The organism is Streptomyces celluloflavus, assembly GCA_000720995.1.
Taxonomy (GTDB): Bacteria; Actinomycetota; Actinomycetes; order Streptomycetales; family Streptomycetaceae; genus Streptomyces; species Streptomyces celluloflavus.
On record JOEL01000036.1, the window covers coordinates 1 to 12,716 of the forward strand.

9 protein-coding genes and 1 pseudogene are annotated in these 12,716 nt (G+C 69.1%); 3 read left to right on the forward strand and 7 right to left on the reverse strand.

Features of this window, described 5'->3' with window-relative positions; translation table 11 throughout:
- Positions 1-126: 126 nt before the first annotated feature.
- Positions 127-582, forward strand: a complete 456-nt coding sequence (locus IH09_RS40190; RefSeq protein ID WP_110952588.1) for a DUF5946 family protein — start codon at positions 127-129, stop codon at positions 580-582.
- A gap of 73 nt (positions 583-655) precedes the next feature.
- Here the strand turns inward: IH09_RS40190 and IH09_RS40885 are convergent.
- Positions 656-1,655, reverse strand: a pseudogene (locus IH09_RS40885) (IS630 family transposase).
- Between the two features lie 664 nt (positions 1,656-2,319).
- Here IH09_RS40885 and IH09_RS26190 point away from each other — a divergent pair.
- Positions 2,320-2,997 carry a hypothetical protein gene (locus IH09_RS26190; protein WP_240150357.1) on the forward strand — a complete coding sequence of 226 codons (678 nt, stop codon included), beginning with the start codon at positions 2,320-2,322 and terminating at the stop codon, positions 2,995-2,997.
- A gap of 442 nt (positions 2,998-3,439) precedes the next feature.
- Here IH09_RS26190 and IH09_RS26195 read toward each other — a convergent pair whose 3' ends face one another.
- From IH09_RS26195 to IH09_RS26205, 3 genes are all read right to left on the reverse strand, one after another.
- Positions 3,440-3,955, reverse strand: coding sequence for a hypothetical protein (locus IH09_RS26195; RefSeq protein WP_190233414.1), 516 nt, complete (start codon positions 3,953-3,955; stop codon positions 3,440-3,442).
- A gap of 626 nt (positions 3,956-4,581) precedes the next feature.
- Positions 4,582-5,208 (reverse strand): SDR family NAD(P)-dependent oxidoreductase, encoded by a 627-nt coding sequence (locus IH09_RS26200; protein ID WP_242640577.1) that lies wholly within the window; start codon positions 5,206-5,208, stop codon positions 4,582-4,584.
- A 202-nt stretch (positions 5,209-5,410) separates the two neighbouring features.
- Positions 5,411-6,604, reverse strand: coding sequence for a cytochrome P450 (locus IH09_RS26205; protein ID WP_052859947.1), 1,194 nt, complete (start codon positions 6,602-6,604; stop codon positions 5,411-5,413).
- A 166-nt stretch (positions 6,605-6,770) separates the two neighbouring features.
- Here IH09_RS26205 and IH09_RS26210 point away from each other — a divergent pair, with 166 nt between their 5' ends.
- Entirely contained in the window at positions 6,771-7,466 is a 696-nt protein-coding gene (locus IH09_RS26210) for a helix-turn-helix domain-containing protein (RefSeq protein WP_052859948.1), read from the forward strand.
- Positions 7,467-7,684: 218 nt separating this feature from the next.
- On the opposite strand, the gene IH09_RS26215 is transcribed toward IH09_RS26210, so the two are convergent.
- From IH09_RS26215 to IH09_RS26225, 3 genes are read right to left on the reverse strand one after another with little or no spacing between them, the layout of a single operon-like run.
- Positions 7,685-9,349: an AMP-binding protein gene (locus IH09_RS26215; RefSeq protein WP_318279545.1), complete on the reverse strand. Its 1,665-nt coding sequence runs from the start codon at positions 9,347-9,349 to the stop codon at positions 7,685-7,687.
- A gap of 17 nt (positions 9,350-9,366) precedes the next feature.
- Positions 9,367-11,280, reverse strand: coding sequence for an FAD/NAD(P)-binding protein (locus IH09_RS40205; protein ID WP_110952592.1), 1,914 nt, complete (start codon positions 11,278-11,280; stop codon positions 9,367-9,369).
- Positions 11,281-11,312: 32 nt separating this feature from the next.
- Entirely contained in the window at positions 11,313-12,704 is a 1,392-nt protein-coding gene (locus IH09_RS26225; RefSeq protein ID WP_052859951.1) for a TrpB-like pyridoxal phosphate-dependent enzyme, read from the reverse strand.
- Positions 12,705-12,716: the final 12 nt, after the last annotated feature.

The window sequence follows — 12,716 nt, forward strand, 5'->3', positions numbered from 1 at the left end:
GGTGAACGGGCCTATCCAAGACGGCTCCGACGCCGTGATCACACCAGACACAGCAAGATCATCTCACCCGTGACCAGCAGTTACGGGACAACCCTTAGGCTGAGCTTCGACGATCAAGGAGACGGCATGGCACCCTGTGCGGAGTGCGGTGCGGCCGTGGGCTCACGAGCCTGTGGTGACCTGTTCCACGCCTTGCTTGCGTTGGACCATGAACGGCAGGCGCCATGGGGGCCGTTGCACGGTGTCTCGGTCTCTTGCTTCCTGTTCCAGCACCCCAGTCGGCTTCCTGCTGACGATGGTGCGATGGCTTGGGCGCTCCTGCACGCGTACCTCGAAGGCGGCCTCGATGAGGTGAACCAGCTTGTCGGTCAGGCTCGTCGTGGCAACTCCCATCGTGTGAAGGGTGTGCCTTCACGAGTCGCCTGCGAGGCGGTACTGCCGCGCCGGGACGCGCCACCACCCCGTTTCTCTGTCACGATCGAAGACGTCGCTGTCGACGGGACGTTCCCCGCCGAAGAGTTCGTGGAACGCGTCAGGGCCTGGGCTGGCGCCACGGTTGACGCGTGGAGCCACAGCACGTGACCGGCCGTGGGCCCGTCCGAGAGCGGGCCCCCCAGCGTGCCTCGGCTGCTGAACGTGACATGGGTGATGTCGGTCAGCCGTCCATGGCCAGGCCGGTGCCGGCAAGGCAGCCGTCGACCAGGTCTGGGCGGTACTGGATCTGCTTGAGCCGGTGCTTCACCGCCCGGGTAATCTGTGCCAGGTCGGCGGCGGCAAGGTTGCCGATGTCGCGCTTGACCAGCGACCAGACGCCCTCCTGCGGGTTGAGATCCGGCGAGTACGAGGGCAGTTGGAAGACGGTGAGCCAGTCGGCGTTCGCGGCGATGAACTCCCGCAGCGGGGCGGTCAGGTGGATACGGACGTTGTCCCAGACCAGCACGATCGGGCCGCCGAGCTGGATACGGGCCCGGAGGTCGCGGAAGTCGCGCCAGCCGAACCCCTTCGGCTGGTCCTTGCGGCCGTTGTACTCGCGGACCGCAGAGAACATCCGGGACCGCTGGCCCGGTTTGTAGCAGGTCATGCCCGCCATCGACACCCGGCCTGAGCCCCGGCCCGCACCCGCACGACCGGGGTGCGGCCTCTGCGGCCCCAGGTCCTGGCGCGCGGCGGCGTCATCGACTGGCCGGCCTCGTCCTCGAAGACGATCCAGCCGCCGCACGCCGCCGCGGTGCTCTTACCCGCGGCCAGACCTCCTTCTTCCACAGCTCGACCGCTTCCTCGTCACGCTCGATTGCCCGTCGTGCGGGCTGCTGCCACGACCAGCTGTGCCGCTTCAGCAGACGCCAGGTACCCTCCACCGTGTACGAGACGTGGAACAGTCGGCCGATCAGCGTCTTCACCCGTGCCAGCGTCCATCGCTGGTCCGCCCAGCCGTGGGTGAGTGGACCACGCGCCAATTCCCGTTCCAGCCTGGAGATTTGCGTCGCGCCGAGTCTCGGGCGGTCGGGCGATCCCTTCGTCAGGACCCCGGCCTCGCCGCGTTCTCGCCAGGCCCGGCGCCACCGCTCCACCGACCGCTCGCTCACCCGCAGCACAGCCGCGATCTCCCGGTTCTTCTCCCCGCGCCCGAAGCGTTCCACGGCCTCCAGCCGGATCCGCTACCGCGCGCCCCTCCCAGCGTCGGTCAGCCCACCGCCCTGCGCGTATCTCACGCCCCACAGCTACCGGAAGCAACCGACCACCGTCAAAAGAACAGCGCCGACATCACCCGATCAAGTTCAGTAGCGGCTGATGCAGCCTGATAATGCCGCTGCATCGTGAGGGCTGATCTGTCGCGTCGGCTCGTCCCGGACGAGCTATGGGAGCTGACAGCTGCGTTGTTGCCGAGGCTCACGTCCCGTCCGCAGCGCGGAGGTACTGCTCAGGTGGATGAGCGGGCGGTGTTCGCGGCTGTGGTGTGTAGGTCCTGACGAGTGGGTGCGTGTGACGGTATCTGCCGGAGTCGTTCGGCGTCTCGTCGGCCACCACGCGCCGCCGGTTCACTGCGTGGGCCGAGGCCGGGCCATGGCGGCGAAGCTGGTTTCCGGGCAGAAGGTCGCGGAGACTGACGAGCTTGTCCGGTCCCGGCGGCGGTGGGTGACAAACATTGGCCCGCGCGTACGGCCGTTCAGTCGGCGTGGCAGGAGCCGGGCGGTGTCAGCGTCCCGGTAGACGGTCTCCAGCATGCAGTCCTCGCGGACTTGGCCCCGGTGGCGGGCCTTGGCGCGGGCGCCTTCGGCACTGTATGAACAACCTCAACCGATCTATAAAATCTGACAATTGCTCGCTACTGAATACCTCAACACGCAGGTGGCCAACATGCATGAATCGCACCCGCTCCTGGCTTTCTTCATGAACGCTGCCGACAGCCGCTTCCCGCCCGTCGACGGCCGGGTGACGGTGCTGCCGCCCCTGCCCGGGGGACTCGAATGCTCGGTCGCCTTTACCGGTCACGCCGTCATCGCCACTGCCATGACCAAACAGGCTGTACACGCCCAGAGCCCAGACGGTTTCGGCGGGTCGCTCTCTCCAGACTTCCTGCGCCACCTCGCAGGGCCCAAGGGCTGGATCGACGTCACCGATGCCACACTCACAGCCCGCGGCATCGGCGGCCCCCCACAGCTGGCGGAGCTGCCCGACGCAGACGACCATCCACGTGTCCGCCACGCCCGGTGGCTGCGGACGAATGTCCAGGTCTACGGAGACGAACGTGGCCTCATCACGCTGGCCGACGGCCTTGCCGGGCGGCGAGAGTTGAGTATCGAACTCCACCGCACTGAGGACAGCAGCCGAGGGCACGGGCGGTCGCTCCTCACCGATGCCCTTTCGCTGGTCCCGGAAGGCGAACCCGTCTTCGCCGCCGTTTCCCCGGGCAACGCCCGCTCCCTGCGGGCCTTCCTCGCCTGCGGTTTCACTCCCATCGGCAGCGAGGTTCTGTTGCGCCCCGAGCGGGGATAGCCGGACTGGGCTACTGGAATCGTGCGGTGACCGCATTGCTGTGCGCTGACTGCGGGCGGCGGCGTCTTCAAAGACCAACGGCCCAACCATCCGCCCTCATACGTAACAGCCAACCGGTCCACAGCTATTGGCAATTGCTTCCGAATTCTCGGGGGCAACAGAGCGGTCGGCCACCAGAGGCTGCTCATGGCGCGACCGCTCGACCACGCAGCCTGACGGCGCCCCAGATGATCAGTGCTTGCCGAGAGCCGGTGTGAGTACGACCTCGTAGCGCAGGTGCAGTCGACGCCCTGCGAGGAGGCACGAGATGCCAAGGCCCTCACTCCCTGCACGCCGACAGACCACCGGTGTGGGCGGCCTGTCGGGGGTGTACTCCCGGGCTTGGCGGCATCCTGCGGCAGCGGATGCGCTTCAGGATGCCGCCGGGGTGTGCGGGTTGTGGTCAGGCGCCGGGCTGGACCGGGCCGACGAGGGTGCCGGTGCCGACGGTGAGTGGGCCGGAGGCGGTGGACTCGCCGGGGATCACCCCGTCCGGAGTCTTGAGCGTGAAAGCCGCCTCGTCGGCGGGGACGCCGCCGGCACTGTCGGGGACCTGGATGTCGAAGTGCACCGGATGACCGGGGCCGAAGTTCACCACCTTGTTCTGCGGGCCGTAGCGGCCGGCGGTGAACTTGGTGAGGGAACCGTGGTGGTAGAACCGCACGCCGGTCGGTGATCCGGCCAGCCGGCACGGGCCGTACCCGCGTGCTGCGGTCATGGTGACCCGGTAATGGTGGTGCCCCGAGGTGGCAGGACCCGCGGTGATCTTGGCGATGTGGTTCGCCGGACGGCACGCGTAGGGCGCCGGACCGCCCGCCGGCGCGGCCGTCGGCGACGACGCCTGCGCCGCTCCCCCTCCCGCCGCGCCCACCAGCACGGCGGCGGCAACGGTGACGGCGATCTTCCGGGTGGTTCGCATCACGAACACTCCATTCCTGCTCGGCGGTTCACGGATGTTCCGCCAGAACCCTGGTCATCTCCATTCCTCCCCTCCAACCGGACCGAGGAATGTCATAAGTCCGTCACGGCTGCCCCATCCGCCCGTTCCCCAGGGCAGGAAAGTTCGCACGATGATGCGCTCGGCTGACGACCACGAGCGACGGAATCGGCGTGGGGCATAGCACTGAGCATGCCGTGATGTGACGCGTGCCGGTCCGTTCCTAGGCGGCCGGTTCGGCGGCCCGAGACCGAATGGGGACTGAAGTCGTGGGGACCGCACGCACGTTCGCGCCTACAGCCGAGCCTGCCTGGACGCAATGCGGCGATGGCGAGCCCGTGCGGGGCTGCCCGACCTTTCCCCGCCACGAATCCGGACGACGCTAGCCAACGCGCCTCCATTTCAGGCAAGTTGACAGGCGGGCGAGTCAACCAATCCGTAGCCGAGGGTCTGCCGACCAGTGCGCTGCCGACCGGCGTAACCGCTACCCGAACCGGCGGAACACGACGACACCGTCCTCGTCATGCCCCTCCAAGATGCCGACGGCAGCGACACCCACCGCCCCTCACCGCCCACAACCCGGCATCGACGGGGATTCACAAGTGCCCTCATCCGACCGAGCGCGTAGCCAGCTCGCCGAACTCCCGGTCCGGCAGTGCCCTGTTGAGCCTCAGGAGCTCCTCGTCGAGCCAGCCGACGGCGTAGCGGGTGTCCGGGTGATCGGACTCGACGGCCTGCCGTATGGTCTCCGCGACGACGCCGGGATCGGAGCCCTCGATCAGGCCGGTCTTGCCGCGCCGCGCCATGGCCTCGGCCATTTCCCGGTAGGCATCCCGGCCGGACATCTCCCTCAGCTGCGCAGTCGTCCGGTCCTCGAACTCGGTCTTGATGATGCCGGGTTGGATGATCACGACGCCGACGCCGAACCGCGCCGCCTCCATACGGAGGGTGTCCGAGAGTGCCTCCAGAGCGTGCTTTGACGCGTAGTACCAGGCGCCGAGTGGCAGTGCGATCTCGCCGCCGATCGACGAGACGTTGACGATCGTGCCGGATCTCTGCTCGCGCATGTGCAGCAGGACAAGTTGGGTCAGCCTGGCCGGTGCGGAGAGGTTGACCTCCAACTGGTCGCGCGCCCGGTCCAGCGGCACGTCCTCGACGGCGCCGTGCAGGATGGTTCCGGCGTTGTTGACCAGGACGTCGAACCGCTGTTGCTCGTCGAGGACGGTGGCGGCCACCCGGTCGAGTCCTCCTCGCTCCGCGCGTCCACCTCCAAGGCGTGGCCGCCGGCGGCGCGGATGTCGTCCATCCTGCGCACTCGCCGTGCGGCGCCGTACACCGTATGGCCCGCGCGCCGGAGCTCCCGTGCGGCGGCCCGGCCGATCCCCGACGACTCGCCGGCGACGCGCCGGTGACCAGGCATGTCTTGGCCGTCACCCCCTACACGTCCCAGGTGACGGGCAGCTGGTGCACGCCGTGGATGAGCATGTCGGTACGGAGCGCCACGTCCTCGGCGGGAACCGCCAGGCGCAGCCCCGGGAATCTGGTGAGCAGTGCGGAAAGCGCCACCTGCATCTCCACGCGGGCGAGTTGCTGGCCGAGGCATTGGTGGACGCCGTGGCCGAAGGCCACGTGTCCGCGGGCCGGGCGGAGCAGGTCGAGGGTGTCGGGATCGGCGAAGCGTGCGGGGTCGCGGTTGGCCGTGGGGATCGAGACGGTGACCGTCTCACCGGCCTTGATCCGTTCGCCGTGCAGCTCGATGTCCTCCAACGCGGTGCGCACCGTGAACGGGATGATGCTCAGATAGCGCAGCAGTTCCTCGACCGCGTCGCCGGCGATGCCCGGATCCGCGCGCAGGAGGGCGAGCTGGCCGGGGTGGCTCAGCAGGGCGAAGGTGCCCAGTGCGAGCATGTTGGCCGTGGTGTCCAGTCCCGCGCCCAGCAGCACGAAGCCGATGTTGACCAGTTCCTCGTCGCTGAGGTCGGCGGCGGTCAGGTCACTGAGCAAGTCGTCGGTGGGCGCCGCCCGCTTGGCCGGCACCAGCTCGCCGAGGAACTCCTGCACCGCCGCGTAGGCCGCCCCCGTCCGCTCCGGCGAGGAGTCCAGGCGGGACATGTCCAGCGCCTGCCTCTGGAAGCGCGCCCGGTCCGCGTACGGCACGCCGAGGAGTTCGCAGATCACCTGCGCGGGGACCGGCTGCGCCAGGGCCTCCACCAGATCCACCGGGCAGTCGCGACGCTCCATCGCGTCGAGGTGCTCGGCCGTGATGTCCTGGATCTGCTCGGTGAGCCGGCGCATGCGCCGCACGGTGAACTGGCCGGTGAGAAGACGGCGGTAGCGGGTGTGCTCCGGTGCGTCCAGGGCGTTGAAGAATCCGGGCGGCGCGGGCCGGTTGCCGCCGGGGACACCCGCGATCGGCACGTGCCTCAGCTCGGCCCGGACGCTGAACCGCGGGTCGGCCAGCACCTCACGTACGAGGACGTGGCTGGTCACCAGCCACCCCGCGTGCCCGTCCGGGTAGTTCAGCCGGCTCAGCGGACGCTGCTCGCGCAGCTCGGCCAATCCTGCGGGCGGGTCGAACGGCCGGTCGGCCGGCCGCGCGGTCGGCAGTGAAGTGGTCACGTCGGTCTCCATCCCCACGCATCATTTGCGATGGGCGAAACGCTAGGACCGTGTTTCGCGTAGCCGCAACCGTTCATCTGTGTTCCAGCAGGTAGGAGCGGTATCGTCGGCGCAATGACATTGCGGCTGAATGCACTGACCGCTGCGATCGGCTTCATGTGACGGACAGGAGGACGGAGTGCCGGGCGGTCGTCTGACCCACGAGGAGCGTCAGTGTGTCGCCGCCGGACTGGCAGCGGGGCTCAGCTACGCCGAGATCGCCCGCCGGCTGGGGCGCCCCGGGTCCACCATCAGTCGCGAGGTCGGGCGCAACGGCGGGGCCCGCGGCTATCGGGCGAACCAGGCACAGCAGGCGACCAAGTGGCGGGCCCGCCGGCGCAAGCCGCACCCGGCCACGCCGTCCGAAACCGGCGAGCGCGCCCCGCGGGCACAGTACGAGTTCGAGGACAGGTTCGCCGAGATGATGGCCCGGACAGGGGTTCCCGCCATGATGGCCAGGGTCCTCGTCTGCCTGTTCACCAGCGACACCGGCAGCCTCACCGCTCCCGAGCTCGTCGCCAGGCTGCAGGTCAGTCCGGCCTCCGTCTCCAAGGCCGTCGGCTGGCTGGAGCAGCGTGGCCTGGTCGGCCGCGAACGCGACGGCCGGCGCGAGCGATACGTGATCGACGACCACGTCTGGTACCAGGCGTGGCAGGTCAGCGTCCGGTCGATGGCCATGTGGGCAGACTTCACCCAACAAGGAGCCGATCTGTTCGGCAGCGCCTCTCCGGCCGGGGCGCGGCTGCGGGCCACGAGCCAGTTCTTCCAGCACCTCGGCCACGACATGGCCCAGGCGGCCGAGCACTGGCGGCAGACCCTCTCGGCGCGGCCGTGAGTCCGTCTGGCCCGGCGGCCGGCCACCGCACCGGAAGCGCTGCGAGACGAGAGGCGTCCCCCGTTCAGGGCTTCGAGTCATCGCAGGCAGGTGCCTCGGCCCGGCACGCGAGCGTCGTGGGACCGGTGTGCCGGCTCGCGCGGGCGGGTATGGCAGCGTCCCGCCGGCCGTCGAGCGGTGCGGCGACCGCTCGACGGCTCGGCACGAGATCGCCTACCTCAGGCCTGGGCGGCGGGCAGCTCCGCGGTGAACTCGACGATCCGGGACCTGCGCAGCACCCGGACGGCCTCTCGCTGGACCTTCCCCGATTCGGTGCGCGGCAGATCGTCCACGAACTCCAGCAACCGGACGAGCTTGGGCGCGGGCAGCCGTTCCCGCAGGTGCGCGAAGAGCGCCTCGGCGGTGGCCCGGGTGGCGTTCCACCCGGCGGCGGGCACGACGTACGCCTTGGGTACCAGTGCTTCGCCCTCGGTCACCGGTACCACGGACAGTTCGGCGACGGCGGGGTGCAGCACCAGCACGTGTTCCAGTTCGAGTGGGGCGATCAGTGCCCCGTCCGGCCCCTCGAACACGTCCTTGCGCCGCCCGAGATAGACCAGGGAACCGTCGCTGTCCCACCGGGCCAGGTCACCGGTTCGGTAGAGGCCGCCCGGGGTGTGGCTGGTGGCGTTGTCCTCCGGGTCCAGGTAGCCGCGCATCATGCCGACGGGTTCGTTGGCCAGGTCCAGGCACAGCTCGCCCTCCTGAGCCGGCTCGTCGGAGTCGGGCCGGACCACCACCAGTTCGTAGCCCGGTAGCGGATAGCCCATGGATACCGGGTCCGCCGGGGAGGAGGCGGTGACCCCGGCCATGGCGGTGACCTCGGACTGGCCGAACCCGTTGCGGACGGTCACCCCGGCCAGCTCGCGGACCTGCTCGACCACGTCGCCCATGAGCGGTTCGCCGACGCTGACCGCGTGCCGCAACCCGGGCAGGCCGTCGGGTATTCCGGTGCGGATCAGTGCCCGCCAGATGCTGGGCGGGGCGCAGAAACTGGTGACCGTACCGGTCCGCAGTACGTCCAGCAGCCGCTGCGGGGTCGCCTCGGCGTTGTCCATGGACACCACGGTGGCCTCGGCGTTCCAGGGCCCGAACAGCGAGCTCCACGGGTACTTCGCCCAGGCCGGGGCGGAGACGTTGAGGTGTACGTCCCCCGGTTTCAGCCCGTTCCAGTACATGCTCGCCAGATGCCCGATGGCGTAGCTGACGTGTGTGTGCACCACGAGCTTCGGCCGTGAGGTGGAGCCGGAGGTGAAGTAGTAGAACAGCGGCTCGTCGGCCTCGGTGGGTCCCTCCGGCACGAAGTCGCCCTCATGCTCGGCCGAGGTGGCGAAGTCGGCCCAGCCCTCGTGCTCCCCGCCAACGATGATCTTGGTCTGGAGCCCGTCCACCGCGAGCCCCGGCACGATCCGGTGGTCGGCGATCACGTGCTTGGCTCCGGCCCTGCCGATCCTGGTGCGCAGTTCCTCGGGCGAGATGGTGATGAAGGCGGGGGCGACGATGGCACGGATCTTGATCAGTGCGAGCATCAGCTCCCACAGCTCGGTCCGGTTGTCCATCAGCAGCATCACCACCTCGCCGCGGCGCACGCCCTGCGACAGCAGCCAGCTGGCGACCCGGTCGGAGCGTTGGGAGAGCTCCTGGAAGGTCAGCTCGCCCTGCCCGACGATGCGCAGGGCCACCCGGTCGTTGCCCTCGGCGATCCGGTCGAACCAGTCGATCGCCCAGTTGAACTGCCGTGGCCGCGGCCACCGGAACGCCTTGCGCGCGGCGTCCTGGTCCTCGGCGTGGTGTAACAGGAGGTCCCGTGCGGCCCGGAACTCCCGGTACGCATCGTCTTGCACGGACAACTTGTCCCCGATCAGTGGAAGGCGTTGGACTTGGCCCGGCGCAGCACGCTGAGTGCGATCACGTCGGCGTCTCGGGAGAACGAGGTGTGTACGCCCGGCCGGCCGTTGCCGATCTGGGTGAACCAGCACACCCGCTCGGTCGGGATGCCCAGTGCGTAGACGGCCCGGTGCGGTCGGCCGTCGGCGGCGATCACCCGGCGCTCGGCCGGGGTGATGTGCAGTGCGCCAGTTTCGAACACGTCGTCGGCGTCGCGGTGCACGAACCCGACGGCCAGCCGCTCGTCGACCAGCTGCCGCATCAGCGGATCGGTGTTGCGCAGCAGGCCGGCGGTCGGGATCCGCGAGTCGATGAGCACGTCGCAGTGCCTGCGCGAGCCCTCGACGGCCGGGGACTCCATGAAGAACCGGCCCTGTTCGGCGTCGCATCCGTGCACCACATCCGGCCCCACCAGGTCGAGCACCCCGGCGTCGATCAGGGCCAGGAACTGCGCGGTGCGTTCCAGCGGCGGGCCGGTGAAGAGCAGCGAGGTTCGCGAGACGAACCGGCCGAGGAAGTCGGCCCGATGGGATCGCGGGGTCAGGCCGCCGAAGTCCACGGCGTGCCGCAGCACCTCGCGGGAGTCCCGGATGGCGTCCAGCGCGGCCTTGAGCGCGCTGTCCACGTTGCCCCGACCGGCCTCCGCGATGTCGGCGAGCAGGATGCGCCGCACCTCGGCGACGAGGCCGGCACCGGAGTCGAACCGCTTGGCGTGCAACGGTCTGGACAGCTGGTCGAGATTGACCGGCTCCACATCGTCGAGGCCGTGGCGCAGCGCCACCTCGCGCCAGCTCGCCAGTTCCGGGCCGAGCGCGAGCAGTTCGGCAGCGATCGCCTCGGCGCGCTCCGGCCCGTGCTGGGTTCTTGCCTGGGTGGTGTAGTACACATAGTTGATCTCGGCCTGCAACAGGGGAAGCACGTCCTGGTCGAAGTCCAGGGTCGGGTTTCCCCGGTGCGCCACGTTGCGCTCGCGCAGCCGGCCGACGGCGGCCGAGGTGAGGAATTTCGGCGCGGCGCGGCCGGTCACCGCCTTCTGGTTGCGGCCCCGTGAATGGATCGGTAACCCGCTGCGCGAGCCCGCGACCACCCTGGGTTCGTTGCCGCTGGGCACGTAGAACATCGCCCCGTCGACGCTCTCCTTGAACTTCCCGCCGCGGCCGACGGTGAAGGACATCAGGATGTCGTAGAAGGACAGGCCGAGCCCCACGACTCCGACCGCGGTGCGCGGCGCGATCGAGGACAGCTCCAGGTCGGCGGCCGAATCGCCGCTGAGGTAGTGGAGTTCGGGATGTTCCCGCGCGAACTGCGCCAACTCGTTCTGCTGCTCGGAAAGTTCCGCCAGGGCGTGCCCGGTGGTGACCACCACCGCGTCGGCGGTCACGGTGAACTCTTCGTCCGATGTGGTCACTTGAAGTGTGTAGCTGTCCCCGTTCTCCCGTAACGAGGTCACCTTGCCGACCACCTCGACGACCTCGCCGAGCTCGGACATGTCACGCACCACCGAGTCGTACACGTACCGCAGGTACCTGCCGTAGGCGTACCTCGGTGCGTAGTCGTCATGGCCCAGACCGGACAGCGCCGGGTCCGGCTGGGTGGGTAACCACTGGTGGAAGGACAGGCCGGCGCCCGGCCGGCACGGCTCGCCGTCGGAGATCCCGGAGAACATGCTGATCTCACCGACCACGGTGTTCATCAGGAAGCTGGTCTCCTGGTCGGTGCGCCATATTCGGCCCGCCCCCAGTTCCACCGCGTCGATCAGCCAGATTCTGACCCTCGGCGGCTCCGGCTCGGCCCTCAGATTGGCCGCGATCCGCTCGAACACCGAGATCCCGCGTGGACCGGTGCCCACGATCGCGACGTCCAGCACTTCGTCAGTCAGGTGTCGCACGACCTGTCACCACCCATCTGTAGATCTCGTCCTCAGCGCGCTGCCGCGTCCAGGTCGTCCATGGCCGGCAAGCGGCCCAGGGATGCGGCGATCAACTCGTCCGACGCCGCCATGTCGGTCATGTTCCCGCTGAGGAACTGCTGGTAGGCCGACAGGTCGAGCAGTCCGTGGCCGCTGAGGTTGAACAGGATGACCTTCTCCCTGCCCTCCTTCTTGGCCAGCAGCGCCTCGTCGATCGCGGCCCGGATGGCGTGCGCCGACTCGGGGGCCGGGATGATGCCCTCCTCGTTGGCGAAGGTGATGCCGGCCTCGAACACCGGGCCCTGCGGGTAGGCCACCGCCTCGATCAGCTTCTGGTGGTACATCGCGCTCACCAGGGGGGCGGCGCCGTGGTAGCGCAGGCCGCCGGCGTGGATGCCCGGGGAGACGAAGGTGTGCCCCAGGGTGTACATCTTGGTCATCGGCGTGATGCCGGTGTAGTCGTTGTAGTCCCAGGCGTAGCGGCCCTTGGTGAGCTTCGGGCATGCCTCCGGTTCCACCGCGACGAACCGGGTGTCCAGGCCCTCGCGCACCTTCTCGTGGAAGAACGGCAGCGAGATACCGGAGAAGTTGCTGCCCGCGCCGACCGAGCCGATCACCACGTCCGGGAAGTCGCCGATCGCGTGGAACTGCCGGACCGCCTCCTGACCGATCACGGTCTGGTGCAGCAGGACGTGATTCTCCCCGCTGCCCACCGAGAGGTTGCAGCGCTCCACCTGGCGGGCGTGCTCGAACGCCTCCGCGTTGGCGATGGACAGGCTGCCGTCGGTGTTCGGGTCGCGGGCGAGCGCGGCGCGGCCGGCCTCGGAGTTCTCGGTGGGGCTGGAGATGACCTTGGCCCCGTTCATCTCCATCATGATCCGGCGGTAGGGCTTCTGGTCGTAGCTGACCCGGACCATGTAGACGGTGCACTCAAGGCCGAAGAGGCGGCAGGCGAGGGCGAGGGCCGAGCCCCACTGGCCGGCACCGGTGCCGGTGGTCAGGCTGGTGATACCGGCCTGCTTGTAGTAGTACGCCTGGGCCAGCGCGGTGTTCAGCTTGTGGCTGCCGGTGGTGTTGGTGCCCTCGTACTTGTAGTAGATACGGGCCGGGGTGTCGAGCAGCTTCTCCAGCCGGCGGGCCCGGTTGAGCGGGGTCGGCCGCCAGCGAAGGTACTCCTCGCGCACCGGCTGCGGGATCTCCACGAACCGCTCCCGGCCCATGCTCTGCCGGTACATCGAGAGCGGGATCTGCGGGGCGACCGCGCCACCGTCCTTACGGGTCTCCGGCCTTGCCTGGCGCAGCTTCGCCGCGTCCTCGACGCCGGTGAGGTCGGACAGCACGTTGTACCAGTGCGTGGGAACGATTTCTTCAGCGGTCAGCGAGGCTTCTGCCGAATTCACCATTGCTTTTCCGAT

Coding starts and splice junctions, on each gene's coding strand:
- IH09_RS40190 (WP_110952588.1), top strand. CDS start 127: ATGGCACCCTGTGCGGAGTGCGGTGCGGCCGTGGGCTCACGAGCCTGT.
- IH09_RS26195 (WP_190233414.1), bottom strand. CDS start 3,955: ATGCGAACCACCCGGAAGATCGCCGTCACCGTTGCCGCCGCCGTGCTG.
- IH09_RS26205 (WP_052859947.1), bottom strand. CDS start 6,604: ATGGAGACCGACGTGACCACTTCACTGCCGACCGCGCGGCCGGCCGAC.
- IH09_RS26225 (WP_052859951.1), bottom strand. CDS start 12,704: ATGGTGAATTCGGCAGAAGCCTCGCTGACCGCTGAAGAAATCGTTCCC.